Consider the following 23,429-nt stretch of genomic DNA (forward strand, 5'->3'; position numbering starts at 1 on the left):
ACTCAGCACTCGAGCCCAGGACCGTAAATCGATATTATCGCAAGATGCAAGCTAGCGCGATCAACAATCGCACCCATTGCCGGCATCTCCATCAACTGAGGAAAAGGTCAGCAAGGACTTGCGCCCTAGCTTTGCATTTTATTTGCCTCATTCCGACCCCGCTACACAAAAAACAAAAAATGCATTGCGTTAGACGAAGCCTTGCATGACCATTCGCTACTATTTGCAAGGGTCGTGCCGCCTAGAGGGTGCCTGTGCTGTCAGGCTAACCAGACATGAGCCTTACGGCCTTATTTTTACAGGCTTTTTTGAATTGCGAAAATTTTCTAGCCGCCCCGTATCCAGCCGTTTCGACCCAGCGGAAATGGCGACCGTTGCAAAATGCGACAGTGCGGATTGAAGCGTATGTTGCAAAATGCTTCAGTTTCACTTTAGCAGAATGCAGCATATTTCTCTGGAAAAATCAGGCTTGAGCGCTCGGCTCGGAGGAACCCGCCCGGTGGTCAGCCGGTTCGACGTGGATCAAGATCGTTACCAAAGAGGGGATTTCGGCTTTCAGCAGCGCTTTGACTTTTCCGGTCAGCTGATGGGCGACTTCGACACTGACTTCCCCAGGTACATGCATATGCATATCCGCCAGGTAACCGGTCCCGCTTTTGCGAACCAAGACCTGCTCTACATATTCGACCCCGTCGACACGACTGACAATCTCCGCAATGCGACCGGCTATCGCCGGCGTGGCCGCATCCAACAGCTCGCGCAAGGCGGGAGCCATCAGCGATCGAGCCGTTAGCAGGATGACGCCGCTGGCCAAAATAGCTGCAACTTCATCAGCCATCACCAAAGCTGGCCAACCGAAAACCGCGGGACCATAAATCGCCAATCCCACTCCAATTAGCGCCGCTAGCGAAGTAATCGCATCGGAGCGATGATGCCAGGCATCCGCTCGGGCCGCATCGGAATCGAACTGCTGCGCGCCGCGATACACAAACCGAAACAAACCTTCCTTGACAATGATGATGGCCACTAGGACTATCAACGTCCAGGATGCAGGCGGCTGATGAGCGATGGCAATCTGATGAAACGCTTCGTAAACGATATATAGGGCCGCCAATACTAGTAGCACTCCGATTCCCAGCGAGGCCAAGGCTTCCGCCTTGCCATATCCGTAGGGATATCGTGGGTCAGCCGGTCGAGAAGCCACGCGGAGCGCATGCCAGACCATCAGCGAGCCCAACGTATCGGCCAGTGATTCGATCGCATCGGCCACTAGCGCCGTCGAATGGCCAAACCAGCCAGCGAGGAATTTGACGATCACCAGCAGTATACTGGCCACGAAACCCAGCAAGGTGTTTTGTTCAAGCGGTTTACGATTCATGAATTCCCAAGTTCACTGGCGCCCAGTTACCCACCTCTGGCTGGCAGTATGTGAATCATACCCCGACAACCCGGAGTGGATATGACGCTACGGTGACTTTTTCCCTAGCCGAATACGTCAAGCATTTCGGGATCTGGTCGGTAGCGGAATGCGTCAAGCATTTCGGGATCGTACCATTCGCTTCGAAAGCCTTGACGGCTTCCGCTACGCGTGCCAAAACGAAAGTCTTGACGGCTTCCGCTACGCAGGTGCATAAAATCAGGCGCGCGACACAATGGCGATGCCAAGTTGATTAGCGCGGCGCAGCGTAGCCTGGCGATCGACGAAGATGGTGCGTCCGGCTTCGATGGCAATCGCTTTGCCGCCGGCGGCGTGCAAGTGCTCGATGGTCCGCATGCCGATGGTGGGCACATCGAAGCGCATGTCTTGTTGCGGCTTGGCAACTTTAACCAACGTAAATCCTCCGCGCGGACACAACTCCGCCATGCGCGCAATCAGCGCGTCGGTGCCTTCAATGGCTTCGACACCCAAGACCGTCTGGTTAAGAACTATAATGCTCTGACCAATATCCAGTCCGCCCATCTGTTTGGCCACATTCCAGCCGAATTCAATATCGCGGTGCTCGCGATCGGTTGGCGCACGCCTGGTCAACACGCCCGCTTCGGCCATCAAGTTCGGCGCGACTTGGTCCGAGCTCAGGACAGTCATTCCATGCGATTCAAAGGTTTGCACCACGGCCGACAGAATCGTATCGTCACGCTGATCGGCGCGACCGGATACGAAACTGTGATAGAGTGCTCGCAGGCACGTTACATCGGGCAGGTGACCGACCCAGCCCATGCCGTGTAGAAGTATGCGATCTTTGAATAACTTGCCAGCCAATACGACTTGTTGCACGCCGTGTTGTTTGAAGAAATGAATCTGGGCGCCGAGTTTCGCTACGCCGAATAGCTGATGTTGATCGGCGAGTCGCTTCAGCTCGTCATCGGCATGCGCCTTGATGCCAGCCACTACCAGGCGGTGACCTTGAGCATGAACCTGTTGAGCCAGCTCGACGGGAAACCTTCCCCAACCGGCGACCAATCCCAGCGGAGCGTGGAGCGCGATCTTAGCAGGATTCCAGTCGTCCATGGTGCTTCAAGCGGCTTTGGGTTGCGAAGGGAGCGAACCGGGTTGCAGCTGCGAAAGTTGCTCGCGCACCGCGGCCAGCTCGCGCTGCAAGTCACGCACTTCGCTGCGCATTTCAGGCAAACGCGAAATGTAGGCCACTGACTTCATGTGATCCTTGACGGGCACCGCCGGTGTACCGCTCCAGGGGCCAGGGCCGTTCAAGTTATGCATCACGCCCGCCTGCGCGGCCACGACGACTTGATCTCCCAGATGGACGTGATCTTTCAATCCGACCTGGCCAGCCAACACGACATAGTCACCTGTCGAACATGAACCCGCGATGCCTACAAACGCGCAAATGAGATTGTGTCGGCCTATTTGACAATTGTGACCGATCATGACCTGATTATCGATTTTGGTTCCGGTCCCGACACGCGTTGGTCCATAGGTGCCGCGATCAACTGTTACGCAAGCTCCCATTTCCACATCGTCGCCAACTTCGACCCAACCCAGTTGCGCTGCAGGCAGATGCTTGCCGCCGGTGGTGCGGTAACCAAAACCGTTTGCCCCTAATACACAGCCAGCATGCAACGTGCACCGAGCTCCCAGTTGAGTCCGTGGATAAAGCACGACGCCGGGGTACAGTTCGCAATCCTCACCAATCACGCAGTCGGACATGACGTGTACGCCGCGATGAATGCGCGTATTGCGTCCGATCACCGTCCCGGCCCCAATGCTGGCCCCGGCTCCCACGCAGGCGCCTTCGCCCATTTGAGCCGATGGATCCACAAAAGCTTGTACGTGCACACCCCGATGCTCGACCTGCCGGGCTGGTCTCAATTGACCAATAACGGCTTCGAAAGCAGCATGTGGGTTGGCAACGCGGATTAGCGGTAATGGCGTCTCTGGAAAACTGAAGGGTACGACCGCTGCGGCTGCATTGCTAGCAATCAGCTGCTCATGTAGTTTAGCGTTGTCGACCAGTGTTAAGCAGTGTGCAGGTAGTTTCAACTCCAGAGGCATAGCGCACGCGATCGCCGTTGAGGCATCGCCATGAACTTCTCCAGCAACAAGTCTTCCCAGATCACCCAAGCTAACAACCGTCATCTTGGCCTCCTTTCCAAATGATGGGTGTCAATGGAAAAGGAATACCACATTACCCATCGATACGACAACAGGAAAAATCAGCAGCTATGATGTTCAGCAATCTGAATTTTATTGCTTTACGGTGTCCGAGTGAAAAAACCACTGCTGATAGTCTTGAAAATCGTGTTGCCGGCAGCCCTGTTTGCGTTTTTGCTGTGGCGAGTTCCAGCAGAGGATTATCGGGCATTTTGGGCTCGGCCCAAGCAATGGGAGCTGTTGGCCTTGGCTCAGCTGTCGGCTTTGGCAGCGATCACCGTTGGCATCGTTCGCTGGTGGGGACTGGTCCGCGCGTTTCGAATTCCGTTCGAATTGCAGGAAGCCTTACGTTTGGGTTTCCTGGGCTATCTCTTGAACTTTGTCTCTCTAGGCAGCGTGGGCGGCGATCTGTTCAAAGCGATTTTGGTGGCCAAGCACAAACCGCAAGCCAGGCCTGAGGCTGTGGCCTCCGTTGTACTCGACCGGGCTATCGGTTTGTTGGGACTGGTCATCCTGACCGTGGTATCGCTGACCATCTTTCCCGTGGACGAGCTGCCGCTGGTGCTCAAGAGTATTCGCACCTTTGCTATCATTGTGACTGGAGCGGCGCTGCTAGGACTGCTATTGGCGATTTACTCGGGCAAATGGTTCGAACGCTTGCTGCACTGGGTCGCGACCTGGCCGCTGGCCGGTAGCACACTAGCACGCATGGCATGGGCCGTCAGACAACTGCGTGACCAGACTGGTAAATTGCTGCTCCTGATCGTGGCTTCGGTGGTCGTTCATGCTTTGCTGGCGTTAACTGTCTACTTCATCTCGTGTGGTATTTATGACGACCGCCCGACCTTGGCCGAGCACCTCTATGTCGTGCCGCCAGCGATGGCTGCGGGGGCGGTACCGCTGGCACCGGGTGGCCTGGGAGCCCAAGAATTTGCACTCGACGAACTCTTCAAGCAACTGCCGCGACAACCCGAACTATTCTCGGGCATGATCGTGGCTACGGTCTATCGCTTGATTACTCTTGCCATCGCCGGCATTGGTCTGGTCTATTATTGGACTAGCCACGGTCGTGAGTTGCAGCAGGTGCGAGCCGAGGCGGACGCATTTCAGCGCGAAGTCCAATAGTTGCTGCGGCAAGGACGGAATTGCCCGTTGTTTAGACTGCGAATATCTGAACGTCTCTTAGGCCAAGCGCAGTGTTGGTCGACCCTGGGTATGGCCGCGTGGTTTGTGCTGTTGGCCAGCCAGGGAGGTCAGCTTGTAGCCGACGAGCCGGCGATCAAACCCGCAAACAAGTCCGCGCCGGCAGCCATTGTGGTACGACCTGCAAACTGGTCCAGCGCGCTGGAGCCATGGATTGCTTACCGTCAAACTCAAGGGCATACAATCTATGAACTGGATGCCGAAGCTGGTGCCGGGAGCGTCCAAGCGACGGTGGCCCAGATGGTGCGCACCGCGAGTGCTCTTCGTGCACAAGACCCAACACATCCGGAAATTGGTTATGTAGTATTGGTAGGTGACGCCAATATGGGACAGGTTCAGCCTGCTTTGTTGCCGGCCTGGTACCATCCTTCCAAAGCCATGGTGAAGTTCGGTGGCGATGAGCAACTGGCCACCGATAACCCGTACGCCGATATTGATGGCGACGAGAAACCGGATTTAGCCGTCGGTCGCATCCCGGCCGATTCGCCCGCTGCGCTCAGTGCGTATTTGCAGCGTGTCATGGACTACGAACGGCAGTTGGATTTTGGACTGTGGCGCCGCGACGTGCGCGTGGTGGCTGGTGTGGGCGGGTTTGGTGCGCTGGCCGATTCTGCCATTGAAATGACCACCGCCCGCTTCTTGACCGACCGCGTGCCGGCCTGGTGCGATGTCAGCATGACCTATGCCAGCCCCAATAGTCCCTACTGCCCAGATCCGTTTCAATTCAGCCAGGTTACTCTGCAACAGTTATCTGCAGGCAGCCAGTTTTGGGTGTACATCGGGCATGGGCACGTCAAGCATTTGGACTTCTTGCGCGTCGAAGATCAGGCGCTACACATCTTGCAAGATGGACAAATTGCACAAAGTGATAAACATCCTCGACCACCGATCGCATTGTTTCTGGCGTGCTACACCGGTGCTTTTGATGCGCGCGAGGACTGTCTGTCAGAGCAGATGATGATGAGCGCGGGAGGACCGGTGGCCTGCATCTCAGCTACGCGAGTTACAGGACCATATGGACTTGCTTGCCTGGCTAGTCGGATGCTCGACGAATGTTACATCAGCAAACAAGAATCGCTGGGCCAGGTGATGATGCAAGCCAAGCGTCAAATGCTCCAACCGGATCCACCCTTGGATTCGCCCGCAGCCCGTGCTGACGGCCAAATGCAACTGATCACCGGCATCGCCGCCGCCCTCTCTCCCGCGGGTCACGATCTCCTGCAAGAACGACTCGAGCACGTCTGGCAAATGAATTTATTGGGCGATCCACTTCTGCGTCTGCATCATCCGGAATCGCTTCAGTTGAATGCCCCCCAGCGCATCACCGCGGGTGAAACAATCGCTGTTAGTGGTGTGGCCGGGCAACCCGGGACCGTCACAATCGAACTGGCCTGGCCACGTGACAAAGCACCTAGCGATGCATTCAAGGCTGGCACCTTTACCAGCGATCCTCAAGTCCGCCAACAAATGCAAGCCGGCTATGCCAAAGCCAATAATCGCGTAATCACCAGTCAAACACTCGAGCTGGACCAAGCTGGCGCGTTTGCATGCGAACTAATGATGCAAGAGCCGCTCAAGCCTGGTCGCTATGTGGTGCGTGTATTTGTGTGCGGTGCCAGGAGTTGTTCAGCCGGCTCGGCCGAACTACAGGTCGTGCGTAAAAGATAGACGCATCGCTGCCGCGAACCAGTACGGGCACTAACCTCGAGTCTTATAGCCAATCTTCTCGAGCGTCTCGCGCGTGCGCGTTAAGTGATCGCCTTGAATCTCCAGCAGATCGTCTTTGCAAGCCCCACCTGCTCCACACGCATTTTTGAGTTGTTTGAGCAGTGTGGGCAGATCGTTGGCCGTGGCCGACAACCCACTGATCACTGTGACGATCTTGCCTTTCGCCCGCTTCTCGACCCGCAAGCGAGCTGTCTGTTTCTCTGGCGGCAAATAGTCGGGCAGCGGCACACACTGGCACTCGCCCTCGAGCAACTTTCCACAACGTTCGCACTTGGGCGGTATGTCCCAAGGTGTGCCTTCAAATAATCGCATAATCGTTGCGCAGGGCCCGTCAAAGCTCTCTCGTTGCAATCAAGTAGCGGAAGCCATCAAGGCTTTCGTCTGGCACTGTAGCGGAAGCGGTCAAGGCTTTCGATGCTTGACGTGATCCCGAAATGCTTGACGCATTCCGCTACGGAACTCATCGAAATGCTTCACGCATTCCGCTACGCTATCTAATACCGATACTGCAAACCGAGATTAAGTGAATGCAGCCAGTACTTGTCGGTGTTCAGCACGAAACCAGGCCGCAGGAATCCATTTAATGGATCCGACAAGTTGACGGTTTGATCAACCTGGCGACCGGGTTGGGCTACTTTACCGATCATGAGGTAATTGTAACCGATCGACGCGTCCAAGTTGGGCGTCAAGAAATAAGCTGCATTGATGCCCCATTCTGGCGCTACCACAAACGTATCGTTGACGCGCGTTTGGTTGTTCGTATTGCGTACCAGCAAACCTTGGTCTTCAGTGGTTACGACACCACCAGCCGAAGTGGTCGTGGTTGAGCCACTGGCGGAGTATTCTCTTTCCAAGCTACCGAGCCCCAAGCGTCCCATTGCCTCGAACTTCCAGTACGCAAACTGCCGCTGGCTCATCAAGCCCAGCACTGCGCCGTTGAAGGTATTGGTGGTTCGAATGTGATCGCTGACTGCGATACTGGAACCGGTTAGTTCTGGCGGTTGACCAAAGACAAATGTATTGGTGTTGATCGACAAACTCTCTGCAATGCGATTGTGCTGGAAACCGACTAACCAATCCACTCGGGTGAATCGATCGCGGTAGGCCAAACGTCGCATGACGATATCGAAGCCATCGACCGAAGATTGGGTACCCACGCGCAGTGAACCAGATGTATTCACTGAATCTGCGATCACTTGTGTGTTAGGGGTCGCAGGTCCAGCTTCGATCGTGTTGATGGGCCGAGCAATAACGGGAGTGTTATTGCTATCAAATGCAAATTCGGTGTCTTGGTCGCCAGCGTTGGTGTACCGCACGATGATGCCGCGATAGTGTTGTGGATCGAACCAACTGCCCACTGTAATGCGCACACCAGCCTGCAGGTCGTCCGTTGCTAGTTGATTTCCCAACAACAGCGTGTTCGCGTTGACAAGTCCCGTGGTTTCGTTGGTTACCAGTGGTGGTAAACCAATACCGCGCCGCCAGAACAGCGGTACTTCACCGCGAACGCTCATGTTGGCCAAGAGCTGCTCGAAAGGTCCGCCGCAGCCACCGAGGACGGGTCCGCAACTCGAATCGCAACAACCGGGAGCCAGATCGGCGAAGTAGCTATCTTGTCTGCATTGACCACACCCGCAACCGCCACCGTGACCGTTGGAGTAGCCTTCATCGAAGGTCGTCATATTGTCATCGTAGGGTAGTGGCTCGGGCTGGGATGGCATCGACCTGGACTGGGATGGCGCAGGGACCGACGGCGGAACCGGCTCGGCCTTGATTGCCTCCTGATTGTCGCCCTTGTCCATTATGGACTTGGCAGGTCCGTCGGCGACCATGCGTCCACGAGTGCTAGCAGCGCGAGCTCGCGTCGTGGCGCGAGGTCGGGTGATCGGTGGTTCTGCAACCTCATCCTGTTGCATTTGCCCGTAATACAGCGGCCTTTCGGCGCGACCGGATCGCAGCTGGGCGTGCACATCTGAGCCCAGTCCACTCCAGGCACCTATTGAAAGACTCGCCAACAAAGCTGTGCGAACAAAATGGCGTCGCGAACAGAACAGCTCAAACATGCTCATACTCCCGGTACAGTCGTGGCCCCAGCCATGGCGCAGGCCGCCTTTAACTATAGATTCGGCTGTAACGATCGTAACGGTTGAGTGAACTTGGTAGGATTTAACGATCAGGCAGAGTTTTCGGATGCTCTTGAGCTAGCATTGGAAACGAAAAATGGCCAGTCGCCCCCACATTCTGGAACGACTGGCCAATTCAGACTTCAGACTTCAGACTTCAGACTTCAGACTTCAGACTTCAGACTTCAGACTTCAGACTTCTAAAAGTTATACATACCGCCGAACGTCCAACCGTGCAGAACGAGCGAGCTGGTGTTGTTGAAGTCAGCCACATTGCCCAAGTGGATCATTTCGATTGGGATGTTGTTGACGGCCGTGGCGACACCGGCGGCACCGACTACTCGGTAACCGACGTTGGCGCTCCAACCTCGCGAGATTCGCATGCCGACGCCCGTACCAACTTCGCCCATGAAGGCGAGCTGATTCTTGGTCGTGGTAACCATATAGCTTTGACCGTTGTAAATGTTGGCGCTATTGATGGTCGCTTCGGGACCACCATCACGATAGATGGCGGTGCTGAATTCGGAGTGATTGTTGTAGACGCCAGCTTTGGAGAGACCGTACAGGTTCAAGCGTTTGCCTAGGCAGTAGCTGCCGGCACCACCTAGTTGGAATCCAACCAGGTCATTACGCGTATTGATGTCATAGTACAAGTCATCCACCGAGTTATAGGCGGTATCGAAGTCAGAAGCTGCGTATTGCAGAGTGTCCTCGAAGCGGAACCAGCGGAAACCGCCCAGCCAGGTCCAGTTCAAACGGCTGCCGCACACGTTGGGGGTCAGACCACAAGGACCGGTGAATGCAGCGCATCCACTGCCGCAGCTGCCGCAGTCAGCCACTGGGCCGCAATCGCCACAACCGCCACCGCCACAACCGCCACCACCACCGCACGCGTCATAGCCACACGAGCCATAAGCGCCCCCACCGCAGCCACCACCATAACCGCCGCCACCGTAACCATAGCCACCAGCGCCGAAGAGTCCGCGGCGTGGACCTGCCGCGGACCAAGTGCGGGCAGCTCCGCCCACTGCAAAGCCCAACAGGTTGGCTTCGATATTGTGATACTCGCTGGTACGCAAGATGCGATGTGAGCGAGCGCCATCGAACCAGTCGTAGACTGACTGGGTCGGCATTTCGATACCATTGAAGTGGTAGCGTGAGCGATACACGCTCGGTGCAGCGACAGCATCGGCGCGGGCCATGCGGTCTTCAGGGAATAGTCCCCAGTAGTTTACCAGGATCGCATTCTTGCCACAGTTGAAGTAGCGGCCGGCGAATACTTCGAAACCGTTCAGATCGTACTGACGAGCATCGCGGGTGCTGAGCGTGTTATCCGAAGGCATGCTGGTCGGATAAGTAAGCGCTACATTGTGATCATCGATTCGCGTCATCAACAGCGCGCTGCCACCAGCAAAGAACGCTTTGCCCGGCACGGCGGCTCGACTGGCCAAGAAACCTGGAGCAGCACCGACACCCAAACCACCTTGATAGATCGGACCAGCGTACACGGGACCGCCATAGACTGGTCCACCGCAGCTACCGCCCACAGCTCCTGAGGATGCCATCGGAGCAACCATCGAATTACCAACGTAACCGCCACCCGTGTATCCACCGCCGCAGCTGGTGCATCCAGAGTTGTAACTCGGATCGACGTACGACGTTGTAGGTGCCGGCGAGCTCATCGGAGCCGAATACATCGGCGTGGGATACATTGGGGCCGCATTCATCGGAGCCGCATCGGGCACAGGATGATACTGACCATTGCTGGGACCAACCCAACCCTTTTGCGCATGTTGCTGAGCATCAACCCCAGGTGCAGGAATTGGCTCTTGAGGATAGGCCACCGTTTGAGCAGGTACGCCACTGGAGTAGGGAACAAACTGCATCGATGGCTGATATTGGGGCATTTGTGGTACGCCAGCCATTTGCCCGGTTTGCATTTGCTGCATCTGCGCTTGCTGCATGTGCATTTGTTGCAATGGCGACTGTGCCAACTGCATCTGCACCGCTTGAGGGGGCACAGATTGCATGCCCGGATACTGAACCGGTTGGGCTTGAATTTGATTTACCGCATAACCGCTGGGAGCCAAGGCTCCGTTGCTATACGGCGAAGAGAACTGCGCCCCGGCCACGCTGGTAAGGCTTGAAACGCCAAGCGCCAGCGCTATTCCAAAGTTCCAAGTCTTTTTCACTGCTAAACTCCTTGCAGTAGCGTCTTCCTTGACGTCGGCTTCCATACCATTGAGTGCAAACTGAACCAGAGCGCCGGACTCAGCCAGCGATTTTTTTAAATTGATTCATCTGCGTACCAGCACTACCCCTGTGCCAGCTCGTACTCTGAGGGAGATCGACCGAACTGCCACACGGTCACTCGATAATCTGGTCGCTCAGCATCCATTTAGCTGAGACGCCAGCGAACAACCCCTAACGCCGTTGGCTTCGATTCCAGACGTACCCTCGGTATGATCGTTACTGTTTAACATGTGGCATAGGCTTCCAGCCTGTGAGCCTATGTGGCATAGGCTTCCAGCCTGTGAACTTATGTGCCATAGGCTTCCAGCCTGTGAACCCATGTGGCATAGGCTTCCAGCCTGTGAACTTATGTGGCATAGGCTTTCAGTGGCTACCACAGGCTGGAAGCCTATGCCACATCGAAAGTCTTGACGGCTTCCGCTACCAATAAGGAAAGAGATATGGATCGCGAAAGATATAACAAGCTGGTCACCACCTTCTTTAAATGGAATCAGCCGGACATTACGCGTGTGTTCGAAGAGTTGCTCAGCGCCGCTGCCGCCGAAGAAGCCACTTGGGCGGGCCCCAGCATGTCGCAGAACTATGAAACTGCGCAGGCCAATCCGGAAATCCACATGCTGCCAGGCAATCTGAAAGACGCGCGTGATGCCATCTTTCCTTATTTCTGGGGTACTGACAGTTGGAATAGTCCGCTGCATCTAGAGAATGTGCGCGGCCCCGCCAACCAGGCTTCGCTGATCGGTGCGATCGCTTGCCTGCTCAAAAACCCTAACCTGTGCACCGATCGCTACAGTCAGCGTAGCAATGAACTGGAGGTCAAAGCCATTACAGCTTTGGCAAACCTCATCTTTTACCACACCACCGACCCTTGGGGCGTCTTTACGATCGGCGGCACGATTTCCAACTTGTACGGGGCCAAGATCGGCATTGAAAAGGTTCTGCCCAATGCGATGCGCACAGGTCTATCGGGAGATCGCGTCGTCGGCATATGTTCACAAGCAGGGCATTACTCCAATCTGACGATTGCCGGTTGGCTCGGACTGGGCACGGAGCAGCTGATTGAAATCCCGACGGATGAGAACCTGGCCATGCGTCTGGATGTACTGGAAGAAAAACTGCTCGAACTGTACCAGTCGGGCACCAAGGTCGCCTATGTAGCCGCCACTTTTGGTACGACCGATGGCTTTGGTATCGATGATGTTGCCGCTATCCGCAAGATCATCGAAGCTTGCGCACAGCGCTACTCGGTACCAGTGCCGCAGCTGCATGTCGATGCGGCAGTCGGTTGGGCAATGACCTTTCTCGCGGAATATGACACGGCGATCAATGCACTGCAATTGGACGCCGATATTCTCAAGAATGTCGACTACTTGAAGACGCAGTGCATAAGCTTGCGCAGTGCTGATAGTGTGACGTTGGACTTTCATAAAATGGGCCGCGGACATTATCCAAGCAGTGCTTTTATTGTGAATCGTCGTCAAGATTTGAAGTATCTCGCGCGTAGTGTCCATGATACGCCTTACTTCTCGGAAGCCGATGTGCGGCGCGATCCAGCGCTCTTTACGCTGGAATGTTCGCGACCAGCAATTGGTCCCTATTGCGTGATGGCTTCACTGAATGCGATCGGCATGCAAGGCTGGCAGATGCTGGTGGCCCGTTCGTTGGAGTTGGCCAATCGGCTCAAAGCCAAACTGTCCGAGCTCGAATATTGCAAAGTGCTCAACGCTGGCACCTACGGACCCAGCGTCAACTGGTGGGTGCTGCCCAAAGGGCGCAATGCCCATGAGATTTATGCGCAATTGGTTCAAGGCCAGTTGTCCGACACTCAAGTTCAACGATACTGCGCTGAGGTCCGTCGTTTGTTTGACAAGCGTGAGAAGATTATCGATCCGACGCTGGATGCTCGACTGGGATTCACGACAAACTTCGGATACACACCCGGCGGTCGCGAGATTCCGGCTTGGAAAGCGGTTATCTTCAATCCACAAACTTCAGACGAAATAATCGACCGCATTATCTACAGCATTGAAGAGTTGACATGAGCCAGTCGCCAGCCTCGCCGGCCCCGCGCCGTTTGCTAATCATGCGTCATGCCAAGAGTAGTTGGAGCGACCCAGGCAGCCAGGACTACGATCGACCGCTCAACGAGCGTGGTCGACAGGCTACGCCGCTGATGGGCCAGCGACTGAAGGCTGCTGGTATCGATGTGGACATAATTGTGGCCAGCACGGCTGCCAGGGTGCGAGAAACCTTAGCTCTCTTGCTGCCCGCCTGGGAATACCCAGGTCAAATCGTCTGGGAAAAACAGCTGTACATGGCGAGCGTGGCGACCATGCTGGGACATGTTTCCGCCATGCACGTCGACTGGCCTACCATTATGCTGGTCGGTCACAATCCGGGATTAAGTGAACTGGTTGGGCACATGACTGGCCAGGCGCTCGACATGCCCACCGCTGCGATTGCTATGCTAGACGGGCCAAGCGAGGACTGGCCGACCGCTCTTCGTCTGCGGCCTTGGCAAGTTTCTAAGTTTTGGACCCCGAAAGATTGAGCATAAAGGTAACGCATGCTGAAACTGGCCGAGGTTTCAAAGTCGTTCAATAGCACCATCGTGCTCCAGCCCACTACGCTGGAGATCGGTGAAGGTAAGACAGTTGTACTGATTGGACCCAGCGGTTGTGGCAAGTCAACCTTGCTGCGGATGCTGGTGGGACTGATCGTTCCCGATCAAGGTACCATCCATTTCGATGGCCAACTGTTGACACCCGAGACCGTACTCAAACTGCGTCACCGTATGGGCTATGTCTTGCAAGACGGTGGCCTATTTCCTCACTTGAGTGTCTATGACAATTTGGCGCTCATGCCACGCTACTTAAGAACGATGGACGAGTCGGCGCTCAGGCAAAAGATTGACCAACTCTCTGAGCTGACCAAATTGCCGGGCGATGCTTTGGCGCGTTTTCCCGTGCAAATCTCAGGTGGCCAGCGTCAGCGAGTGGCCATCATGCGCGCCCTGATTCTAGATCCTCCGCTCATGTTGCTGGATGAACCCATGGGTGCGCTGGACCCGCTGGTGCGGTATGACTTGCAGGCGGATCTGCAGAACATTTTTGTCAGCCTCAAGAAGACCGTGGTGCTGGTAACCCATGATATGGGTGAGGCCGGGTTTTTCGGCGACGACGTTATTCTGATGGCCGGAGGACGCATTGTGCAGCGCGGGGCGATCGAAGACTTCTACGCTCATCCGGCCGAAGAGTTCGTCACGCGATTTATCACTGCGCAGCGCGCTCCCAACTCTCGAAAGATACCATCATGAACCGCATGGGATGGATCATTTGCTGCATGCTCTGCCTGTTGAGTAGGTCCACGGCTGTGGCTGATGAACTGATTCGCATCGGTTCCAAGAGCTTTACCGAATCAGTGATCTTGGGCGAGATGCTCACGGCGCTGGCTGGATGCAAGCAGTTCGCCGCCGACAAGGAAATCAGAGTGCAGCACCTGGCCGAATTGGGTGGCACGCAAATTCTGTGGAAAGCCTTGTTGAAGGGCGAGATCGATGCCTATGTGGAATACTCAGGCACCTTGAAATATGAAATCCTGGATGGCAAGAATGCCGAGACACTTTCGCAAATCATCACAGCGATCCACAAACAAGGTATCCTGGCCACCGCTCCCCTGGGATTCAATAACACTTACGCACTGGGCATGCGCGAGCAGAAAGCGGCCGAACTGAAGATCAAGTCGATCTCTGAGTTGCGCAATCATCCCAACCTGCGTTTTGGATTCTCTGACGAGTTTATCGAACGCAACGATGGTTGGAGTGGACTGCAGACTCGCTATTCGCTGCCAGAATACGCAGTCAAAAGTCTTGATCACAGCCTGGCTTACCGCGGATTGGCTGGCGGCTCGATCGATGTGATCGACTTGTATTCGACTGACCCGGAGATCATATCTTACAAACTGAGAGTGCTCGAGGATGACCTCAAACATTTCCCGAAGTACGAAGCCCTCATTGTGTACCGCGCGGATCTGAAAGAACGTTTTCCAGATGTAATCCAAGCGTTCCAACTGCTCGAGGGCAAGATCGACAGTCCCACCATGGCAGCCATGAATGCCGACTCGCGGCTGAAGCACATTCCCGAAAACAAGATCGCGATCGATTTCTTGCATGCCAAGATCGATCAGGACCTGGCGCTAGCCCAAGTCTCCAACTCGCGCTTCCAGCGCCGCTTGATGGCGCTACTGCGTAACACCTGGCAACATCTTAAACTAGTCGGCATCTCGCTATCGATGGCGATCCTGGTCGCCTTGCCTCTGGGAATCTATGCTTACAAGCGACCGGCGGCAGGCCAAATCATTCTGGGCGTGGTTGGCATCATCCAGACAATCCCTTCGATGGCGTTGTTGGTATTCATGATTCCCATCTTGGGCTTGGAGACATTGCCAGCGATTGTCGCCTTGTTCTTGTACAGCCTGTTGCCGATCGTGCGTGGTACTTATACCGGATTAACTTCCTTGCCAGAGAGTATTCACGAATCAGCGTTGGCCCTAGGGTTGCCCGACGCAGCTCGGCTGCGATTGATCGAGTTGCCGTTGGCCTCGCGCCAGATCCTCGCTGGCATCAAGACGTCGGCGGTGATCAACGTAGGCACGGCTACCATTGGCGCACTGATTGGCGCCGGCGGTTACGGCCAGCCGATCCTGACAGGCATTCGATTGGCCGACATCAGCCTGATCCTACAAGGCGCGGTTCCCGCAGCGCTGCTAGCGCTAGGTGTTCAAGCGTTCTTTGGCTGGCTGGAGAGATTTCTTGTGCCGCCTGGATTGCGATTGTAGCCTAGCCTTGGCGGCTACATCGTTTAACCCGTAGCCGAAGGCGAGGAGAACCTGCTAACCAATCGCTGCTATCACTTGGCCTCAGCGTGCTCAACATAGTGACTTTGCCACGCGAGGACAATCGCTGCGATTGCCTAGCCTGGCGGCTACGGGTTAAACGATTTACAGGCGAGGCGAACATAAAATGTTGCACATCTCTATGAAGCGGCGGGTTTATTCGACGGTGTGTGCAGCGATTCGATTTCGGTAATCTTCTGCAGGCGTCGCTCGTGGCGTCCACCTTCGAAAGCGGTATTGAGCCATACGCGGACCAGGTCGACTACCGGTCGATTACCGATCAAGTCACCGGGCAGACAAAGTACATTGACATCGTTATGCCGGCGGCACATTTCAGCCATAACTTCGTCGTTGCAACTGGCTGCGCGCACGCCGGGGAATTTGTTGGCGGTAATCGACATACCGATACCGGTACCACAGATCAAAATGCCGCGATCCACTGTACCGTTGAAGATCTTCAAGCAGACTTCGCGCGCATAGTCGGGATAGTCCACGCTATCTTCGCCTTGTGTGCCACAGTCTTCGACTGAATGCTTGAGGTTTTCCAAAGCGGTAATCAGCTTTGACTTGACTTGAACTCCGCGATGGTCGCTTCCGATGGCGATGCGCATGATGGCTGTCTCAAAAATCGAATGAAAGAATTGTTTATGCCACGGCCTGGTTGCTGACCGATTGCCAGCGCGGCAACCAACTCTCGTCGATCCAACTAACCCAGTTCTTCAGAAACGAATCAATCTCTTCGGCGCAAGAAGCGTACATGGGTACTGGACCGCCGAACGGGTCAGCCACATCGCGTCCATTGCGGCTGAGCAAAAAGGTTTTCGATGCCGCTTCGGGCCAGCGACTGACAATTGCGTGTCGATGCGAATTGGTCATCGTCAAAACCAAGTCAGCCTGTCGAAGCAGTCGTTGGGTCAGTGGCCGACTTTGGTGTTCTTTCAAGCTCAATCCGCGTGAACTCATCACGGTGACCGCTTCGGGCGAGGCAGCTCCGCCCGGATAAGCGCTCAGGCCGGCTGAAATCGCAATTGCTGGTGGAGGCTTGTTGGGCTCGAACAAATCTTTGAATCGCATGCCGAGTTGCTGTTTGAGCAGTGTCTCGGCCATGGGACTGCGACATGTGTTACCCGTGCACACCATCAGCACGACTAGCTGGCCAAGTCCGACCAGAACATTTTGGTCCAACACGCCTGCTGCCCGCGTCGAACACTCGTGGCCATCGACACGCATCACGGTTGGCAAACCACCGAAATGCGTCGCCCCGTCATCGATTACCAAAGCCAGGTTGTCGTCGGCGTTCTGCGTTGCCGCTAGGGAGGCATCGATCAAGGGTTGACCATTGGCACCTTTGACAGGTGTGGCCACCACCGGTCCCGGCAACAATTGCAGGGCTTCGACGATGGCTTGATGGGCTGGCACATGCATCGTGATGTATCGATCGTTGATCACTAGATGTTGCTGAACAGGGCTGGGCAAACGGCCAAAAAGCGACTGATTGGATGTCAGTGGAAACTCAATTCCCAGTGGGCCGGGCCAACCGCGACAGGCGATACGCTGGCCGACCCGTTGAATGTCGGGGACGTAATCGGACACTTCGCTACTGGATCTGAGCAACAGGACAGGTTTTCGGTCGAGCACTCGCTCGGGAAAGTTCATCAGGGCATCGACGGCGCGCGACGATAACCCACTGGCCAACAACCAATAGGTCGTTTCCGAGGGTGCCAGAACAAGTCGTCCTTCCACAAGGGCTTGAACGATGACATGCACGATATCGCGCGTGTCTTCGCTGCGTTTCCAATCCAGGATCCTGGCCATGAATAGTTTTGTGTCTTCTAAGGCGGCTCGTCGGGGGCGCTGTCCTGTGGGGCGCGAGGAGGGGCAATCGCGACCGCCATTCACTATAATGATAAGCGCTAGTATAAGTGGAGATCAGTATGGCTGAAACTGTCCTGCCCCCTGTGGAGGGACGAGAAGACAATAAACTGACGCGCCGCGTGGCCTTGGAATCCTCCAGCCGCTGGGTTTTGGCTGTTTTGGGCGGCTCGGTCCTCTCAACGCTGGCCTTTGCCGGCTGCGCGGGTAGGAAACATGGCGCTTTGCGCGAGCCTGAGCTTATTTGGGGACGCATGGGGACCTCAGCTGGCCGCTTTCACAAGCCCCGCGCCATGGCGATCGATCCTATCAACCAAATATTTGTGGTCGACCGCCTCGGCCGAATCCAGGTCTACGATCGAGATGGCAACTTCCAGCGCGGTTGGCGAACTCCGGAAATCTACGCCGGGCGCCCCACCGGCCTGGCCATAGCCGAAGATCGCTCGCTGCTGGTGGCCGATACGCATTACTATCGATTGCTGAACTACTTAGCTGACGGTACTCTGCTGCCGGAAAAAACCATCGGTGGCACATTGGGCAACGAGCCCGCTCAATTTCACTTTGTTACCGACGTCGTTCAAGATAAACGCGGTCACATCTTGGCCGGTCAATATGGCGAACTGGATCAGATCCAGGAATTCGATGCCCAAGGAAATTTCGTGCGGCGTTGGGGCCGACACGGAAACGAGCTGGACGCCTTTGATCGCCCACAATGTCTAATCGTGGACCAAGAAAATAATCTGTGGATCACCGATTCTCACAATCATCGCATCATGCAATTTGATCTCAGCGGCACCGAGCCCAAGTTGGTGTCGTGGTTCGGCCAGTTCGGTAGCCTGCCCGGGCAACTGCACTTTCCCTACGGCATGGTCATCGATCGCGACGGCAGCCTGCTAGTGGTAGAGATGGGCAACCACAGAGTTCAGCGTTTCGATCGAACCGGTAAATCATTGGATATGTGGGGTGAGCCTGGCAATGGCCCCGGCCAGTTTGCCAGCCCCTGGGCATTGGAAATCGATGGCCAAGGAGCGCTGCATGTGGTCGATTCCATGAACCACCGCATCCAACGATTCACTTTGTAAGCAGTGTGGACAGTGTCCAATTCGGGATTAGAGGGGGCATAATCCATCACCGGATTGACTGAAAACCACCTGAACGGCCCCCAATTCGTTGACATTACCTAGCTTGCCCAATTAAGCTGACGACTTGAGGACACACAGGTTGAAGACCTCTGGTCCAACCACACCCGGCCGCGAAGGTGATCTGCATGACCAAATTGGGTAAGATCTTTACGACGATCCTGATGCTGCTGAGCATTGGTTTCTTCGTTATTGCCGTGATGGCGAACTTGACCTACGTCAATTACGCCCCGATTCTCAATAATCCGGACACTGGTTTGAAGGCGGTTGCGCAGCGATTGCAGTCGCGTGTTAGCGATTTGACCGAGCAAATCGAGAAGCAAAAGGCGGCCATCGAGCTGGAAATTGCTTCGCGACAAGCTGCCTTGGCCGCTCTGCAGGTCGAACTGGAACAGCTGACTTTCGACGTTCGCAGTTCCGAGCAAAACCTCGAAACCAAGCAACGAGAACTGAATCAACTGGCGATCGCATCCAAGACCGCTCAGGATGATTTGTCGGCCGCGGGCAAGCAAACCGACGATACTCGCGAGCAATTGAATCAGACCAAGGCTCAGCGTGATGAACTATTCGGCAAATACCAACTGGCCTATTCAGACCTGTTGAAACTGCAGGGTGATCATCGCACCTTGAAATCGCAATACGAACAGTTGACCGGCAACGCGCCGACCGCACCCAACAGCGATTTGTCACCCTCGGACATTCGCTAACCCTTTGCTCCCTGCTCACAAATACCCGACCCAAACTTACTTTTCATTGACTTTTTGACGTTTCGAGAATTATAGTTGCACTAGCAGCACAACTTGTCTCCCTCTGCAATTGGCTCATCGCATCTAGAAAAATCGAAATAGTTCACGACCATCCGATACGAGTGCCTCGACGGCTCGATATCACCGATTAGGCTATTCTTCTGACGCAGGAAATAGTTGACGCCAGTTGTTTGACTGGCGATCGGCAGTGACCTCCCCAAAACAATTGCAGACCACGTAAGGTAAGCAGGCATGACATTCATCGGAAAAGTCTTCACCTTCATCGTGCTCATCTTCAGCGTGATGTTTTTCATCCTGTCGGTGGTGGTCAATTCCAAGCACATCAACTATCGCGACTTGGTTGAGAACAAGAGCAGTGGCTTGAAGGTTCAGTTGCAGAAAGAGCAAGCCAAGACGAAAGAACTGGCCGACGCTAATCAGCGCCTGCAAGATGAAAAGGCCACCGAGCAACTCGGTCGACGCATTACAGTATCTGCCTTGGAAACGTTGCTGGCACAGCGTGATGCTGAACTGAAGGCCAAGCAAGCCTTGCTGAGTGCCGAACAGGCTAAGAACACTTTGCTGGTCGCCAATCAAACTGCTGCTCAACAAGAACTGTCGGCGCGCACCAACGAGAATGAAGAACTGCGTAAGCAACTGGTGCAGTCGCGGCAGGATCGCGACATCCAGTACCGCAAGGCCACCAATACCTACGATCAATTGGTTCGGACTCAAGGTGAGAAGCAAACGCTCAAGCAGCAATCGGATGAATTGGCGCGCAACTTCACTGCAGCCGAAGAGAAACTGACGATTCTCGGCATCACTCCCAAAACAAAACTCGACGGCGCGCCTGCAGTTAACGGCGTGGTCACCGCAGTCGGGAATAACAAGGTTGAACTATCGATCGGTCTGGACGACGGCATTCGTATCGGCCACGAACTGGATGTTTATCGCGGCGGAGCCTACTTGGGTAAAGTCGAAGTCACCCGCAGCGAGGCCGACAAGTCCGTTGCCAAAATTCTGCCCGAACATGCCAAGGGCTTCATCGTCGTGGGTGACCGAGTCGATTCCAAACTCGGCGAACGTTACGTCAATCGCCCCAAACCCTAAGCTTTGCAACCCTACATCACTTCTACACCGTCCAGAATTCGGCTCCGGCTGAATTCAACTCAGGAATTCAAACCAGGAATTCAGTTCGATGAACGCACCAGCACCCAAGCAGCCTTACTCGGTCTACACAGTGATGCTGATCTCGTCGGCCATCTTCATGCTCTTGGCCTGCATCATGATGGGCGTCGAAGCTTATCGCTATATGTAAGCACGTAGCCACCGTCGCCAGACGATGGACGAGTTACGCTTGATTTTCCACCGCTTGGCAGCGGTGGCTACCTGCCTAAGCACTTCAAGATGACACCAGTCTCAGCGCCGCCAGCGCGGTCACAATCAATAGCAGCGAATCAAAGGTGCGTTGATTGATTCTCTGTACCAGCGCTCTGCCAGCCAGCAAGCCCACAGCAACCATAGGTGCCAAGAGCGCATTGAGCACTAGTGTTTCCCCGTCAATCAAACCCAGCGAAGCGCTAAACGGGATCTTGAAAACATTCAGCGTCAGAAAGAACCAGGCGCTGGTGCCAATCAACTGAAACTTGGGTAGCGATACCGCCAACAGGTACAAGGCCACAATTGGTCCAGCCGCATTGGCAAGCATGGTGGTCACGCCAGCCATCAACCCCAGGCACACAGCGAACCAGCGTGAATGCGGCACCTGCTCGTATAGCTTCGGTCGCCAAATACGAATCGCTTGCATGCCTGACAGAATCAGAATCAAGCTGCCCACGATCGGTTTGAAGGCACTCTCTCTCAGAACGCTCATTAGGCTCCAGCCGATCACCACACCTATCAGAGCAGGTAAAAGTAGCCGCCGAAAATAATGCCAGTCGACCTCTCTACCAAACTGCCGGACCGACAGTACATCGCCGACGATCAGTAGCGGCAGCAAAATGCCAGTCGAATCTTTAGCTCCAAACACATAGGCAAAGATCAGCACATGGATCATGCCCACTCCAGAGAAACCGCTCTTGGAGAACCCTACCCCCATCGCCCCCACAGCTAGCAAAACGAACGAAACCACACTCAACGATAAAGGAAAATTCATAGGGTGTAAGCATAACCGTTTCCCACTTAACCGAGGGCGTTAGTCGCGGTTTTTGGAGTGCTGCGGCGTAGCCATAGCTTTGATGTAATAACCCAATTGTGGCATAGGCGTCCAGCCTGTGTGGCATAGGCGTCCCCTAAACCGAGGGCGTTAGCCCCGGTTCCCACTCAAACGCCCAATAACCGAGGCTAACGCCTACGGCTTAGGTCGAAAGCGAGGCTAACGCCTACGGCGTTAGGCCAACAGGGCTTCGACTACTTGGCCATGAACGTCGGTCAGGCGGTAGTCACGGCCTTGGAAACGATAGGTCAATCGAGTGTGGTCAAAGCCTAGCAAGTGCAAAATCGTAGCTTGCAAGTCATGCACATGGACGCGATTCTCGACGACGCCGAATCCGAGTTCATCAGTGGCTCCATAGTCGAATCCGCCTTTGACTCCGCCACCGGCCATCCACATTGAAAAACAATCCGGGTAATGATCGCGCCCCAAGATATCGCTCTTGGCCGTGCGGCCTTCGCGAAACGGCGTGCGACCAAACTCGCCACCCCATACGATCAGCGTGTCATCTAGCAGGCCACGTTGCTCGAGATCTTCGATCAGGGCCGCAATCGGCTGGTCCATCGTTGCACACTTGGTGGTCAAGCCACTGGTCAGCCCTTCACCGGCACCCGTACCATGGAAATCCCAGCCCCAGTCGAATAGCTGCACGAATCGCACTCCAGACTCGACCAGTCGGCGGGCGAGCAGACAGTTGTTGGCTAGCGAACTGGCTCCCGGCTTAGCACCATAGGCATCCAGCACATGTTGCGGCTCGCGCGAGATGTCCATGACTTCTGGCACACTGGTCTGCATGCGATACGCCAGTTCATACTGCGCGATACGAGTTTGAGTTTCGGGATGCCCCATCGTCTGGGCTTGCAGTTGGTTGAGTTCGCTGAGCGCATCGAGCGTCTTGCGTCGGAGGGTTCGGTCCATGCCCGGCGGATCGGAAGCAAAGAGTACCGGATCACCTTGCGAACGACATTGCACGCCCTGATAAACGCTGGGCAGAAAACCACTACCAAACGAGCTCTTGCCACCGTTGGGTTGCACGCCGCTGGAAATCAGCACCACAAACGCCGGCAAGTTCTCATTCTCTGACCCCAAACCATAGGTCACCCATGAACCCATCGAAGGTCGACCAGCTCGCGGCGAACCCGTATAGATCAATAGTTCTGCCGGGGCATGATTAAATTGATCCGTGTTCATCGAATGGATCAAACACATCTTGTCCGCAACACGATGCATCTTGCCAATGGCATCCGATAGCAACATGCCCGATTGACCACAGGGGACGAAGGTGCGCGGGGTGCCCAGCAGTTTCGGCACGCCACTGGTAAACGCAAACTCACGGCCTTGCAGAAAGCTTTGCGGACAATCTTCACCCGAACGTTTCACCAGTTCCGGCTTGTAGTCATACAGATCCAGGTTCGGTGGTGATCCGGTCATGTGCAGGTAGATAACGCGTTTGGCTCGAGCCGGATGATGCGGCTTGGGCAACGAATTAGGCGCGGCACTGGCCGGTGGATTCATTAAACCCGCCAGGGTGAGCGCACCGAGCGATAAGGAACCTTGTTGCAAGAAATGACGACGCGTCGACAGTTGCAGTCGTTCCAGACGGGGATCCATAGGTGAGCATCCTGGATTAAAAGGTGGGTCGCCTTAATT

General features: G+C 55.2%; 19 protein-coding genes. 9 read left to right on the forward strand and 10 right to left on the reverse strand.

The window, feature by feature from the left end; all coding sequences use genetic code 11:
* Positions 1–463 precede the first annotated feature (463 nt).
* The 3 genes from SH573x_RS19730 to lpxD all read right to left on the reverse strand — a co-directional run bounded on the left by SH573x_RS19730 (position 464) and on the right by lpxD (position 3,595).
* Positions 464–1,378: a cation diffusion facilitator family transporter gene (locus tag SH573x_RS19730; protein WP_479349445.1), complete on the reverse strand. Its 915-nt coding sequence runs from the start codon at positions 1,376–1,378 to the stop codon at positions 464–466.
* A 258-nt stretch (positions 1,379–1,636) separates the two neighbouring features.
* A complete protein-coding gene (locus SH573x_RS19735; protein WP_479349446.1) occupies positions 1,637–2,509 on the reverse strand; it encodes an LpxI family protein in 873 nt (290 codons plus the stop codon).
* Between the two features lie 6 nt (positions 2,510–2,515).
* On the reverse strand, positions 2,516–3,595 hold the full coding sequence (gene lpxD / locus SH573x_RS19740; RefSeq protein ID WP_479349447.1) for a UDP-3-O-(3-hydroxymyristoyl)glucosamine N-acyltransferase: 1,080 nt from the start codon (positions 3,593–3,595) through the stop codon (positions 2,516–2,518).
* A gap of 129 nt (positions 3,596–3,724) precedes the next feature.
* On the opposite strand from lpxD, the gene SH573x_RS19745 reads away from it, so the two are divergent.
* Complete coding sequence (locus tag SH573x_RS19745) at positions 3,725–4,735, forward strand: lysylphosphatidylglycerol synthase transmembrane domain-containing protein (protein WP_479349448.1); 1,011 nt, start codon at positions 3,725–3,727, stop codon at positions 4,733–4,735.
* Between the two features lie 27 nt (positions 4,736–4,762).
* Positions 4,763–6,481 carry a C25 family cysteine peptidase gene (locus SH573x_RS19750; protein ID WP_479349449.1) on the forward strand — a complete coding sequence of 573 codons (1,719 nt, stop codon included), beginning with the start codon at positions 4,763–4,765 and terminating at the stop codon, positions 6,479–6,481.
* A gap of 30 nt (positions 6,482–6,511) precedes the next feature.
* On the opposite strand, the gene SH573x_RS19755 is transcribed toward SH573x_RS19750, so the two are convergent.
* The 3 genes from SH573x_RS19755 to SH573x_RS19765 all read right to left on the reverse strand — a co-directional run bounded on the left by SH573x_RS19755 (position 6,512) and on the right by SH573x_RS19765 (position 10,856).
* Positions 6,512–6,853, reverse strand: a complete 342-nt coding sequence (locus tag SH573x_RS19755) for a translation initiation factor (RefSeq protein WP_479349450.1) — start codon at positions 6,851–6,853, stop codon at positions 6,512–6,514.
* A gap of 182 nt (positions 6,854–7,035) precedes the next feature.
* Complete coding sequence (locus tag SH573x_RS19760) at positions 7,036–8,604, reverse strand: BBP7 family outer membrane beta-barrel protein (protein WP_479349451.1); 1,569 nt, start codon at positions 8,602–8,604, stop codon at positions 7,036–7,038.
* Between the two features lie 260 nt (positions 8,605–8,864).
* Complete coding sequence (locus tag SH573x_RS19765; protein ID WP_479349452.1) at positions 8,865–10,856, reverse strand: BBP7 family outer membrane beta-barrel protein; 1,992 nt, start codon at positions 10,854–10,856, stop codon at positions 8,865–8,867.
* A gap of 501 nt (positions 10,857–11,357) precedes the next feature.
* Here SH573x_RS19765 and SH573x_RS19770 point away from each other — a divergent pair.
* From SH573x_RS19770 to SH573x_RS19785, 4 genes are read left to right on the forward strand one after another with little or no spacing between them, the layout of a single operon-like run.
* A complete protein-coding gene (locus SH573x_RS19770; RefSeq protein ID WP_479349453.1) occupies positions 11,358–12,959 on the forward strand; it encodes a pyridoxal phosphate-dependent decarboxylase family protein in 1,602 nt (533 codons plus the stop codon).
* Entirely contained in the window at positions 12,956–13,468 is a 513-nt protein-coding gene (locus tag SH573x_RS19775; protein WP_479349455.1) for a SixA phosphatase family protein, read from the forward strand. Before SH573x_RS19770 ends, SH573x_RS19775 begins: the two co-directional genes overlap by 4 nt.
* A 15-nt stretch (positions 13,469–13,483) precedes the next feature.
* Complete coding sequence (locus SH573x_RS19780) at positions 13,484–14,233, forward strand: ATP-binding cassette domain-containing protein (RefSeq protein ID WP_479349456.1); 750 nt, start codon at positions 13,484–13,486, stop codon at positions 14,231–14,233.
* Complete coding sequence (locus SH573x_RS19785) at positions 14,230–15,753, forward strand: ABC transporter permease/substrate-binding protein (RefSeq protein WP_479349457.1); 1,524 nt, start codon at positions 14,230–14,232, stop codon at positions 15,751–15,753. Before SH573x_RS19780 ends, SH573x_RS19785 begins: the two co-directional genes overlap by 4 nt.
* Before the next feature lie 197 nt (positions 15,754–15,950).
* Here SH573x_RS19785 and rpiB read toward each other — a convergent pair whose 3' ends face one another.
* On the reverse strand, positions 15,951–16,421 hold the full coding sequence (gene rpiB / locus SH573x_RS19790) for a ribose 5-phosphate isomerase B (protein WP_479349458.1): 471 nt from the start codon (positions 16,419–16,421) through the stop codon (positions 15,951–15,953).
* 34 nt (positions 16,422–16,455) lie between these two features.
* Positions 16,456–17,625 (reverse strand): arsenate reductase/protein-tyrosine-phosphatase family protein, encoded by a 1,170-nt coding sequence (locus tag SH573x_RS19795; protein ID WP_479349460.1) that lies wholly within the window; start codon positions 17,623–17,625, stop codon positions 16,456–16,458.
* Positions 17,626–17,744: 119 nt separating this feature from the next.
* Here SH573x_RS19795 and SH573x_RS19800 point away from each other — a divergent pair, with 119 nt between their 5' ends.
* The 3 genes from SH573x_RS19800 (at position 17,745) to SH573x_RS19810 (ending at position 20,677) form a co-directional block, all read left to right on the forward strand.
* Positions 17,745–18,764 carry an SMP-30/gluconolactonase/LRE family protein gene (locus SH573x_RS19800; protein WP_479349461.1) on the forward strand — a complete coding sequence of 340 codons (1,020 nt, stop codon included), beginning with the start codon at positions 17,745–17,747 and terminating at the stop codon, positions 18,762–18,764.
* A gap of 185 nt (positions 18,765–18,949) precedes the next feature.
* Positions 18,950–19,528, forward strand: a complete 579-nt coding sequence (locus SH573x_RS19805; protein ID WP_479349462.1) for a hypothetical protein — start codon at positions 18,950–18,952, stop codon at positions 19,526–19,528.
* A gap of 291 nt (positions 19,529–19,819) precedes the next feature.
* Positions 19,820–20,677, forward strand: coding sequence for a hypothetical protein (locus tag SH573x_RS19810; protein WP_479349463.1), 858 nt, complete (start codon positions 19,820–19,822; stop codon positions 20,675–20,677).
* Between the two features lie 292 nt (positions 20,678–20,969).
* On the opposite strand, the gene SH573x_RS19815 is transcribed toward SH573x_RS19810, so the two are convergent.
* Together SH573x_RS19815 and SH573x_RS19820 are read right to left on the reverse strand one after the other, a co-directional pair.
* Entirely contained in the window at positions 20,970–21,722 is a 753-nt protein-coding gene (locus SH573x_RS19815; protein ID WP_479349464.1) for a sulfite exporter TauE/SafE family protein, read from the reverse strand.
* Between the two features lie 234 nt (positions 21,723–21,956).
* Positions 21,957–23,390 carry a DUF1501 domain-containing protein gene (locus SH573x_RS19820; protein ID WP_479349465.1) on the reverse strand — a complete coding sequence of 478 codons (1,434 nt, stop codon included), beginning with the start codon at positions 23,388–23,390 and terminating at the stop codon, positions 21,957–21,959.
* Positions 23,391–23,429 lie beyond the last annotated feature (39 nt).

It is taken from the genome of Rania fehmarnensis, from assembly GCF_056494185.1.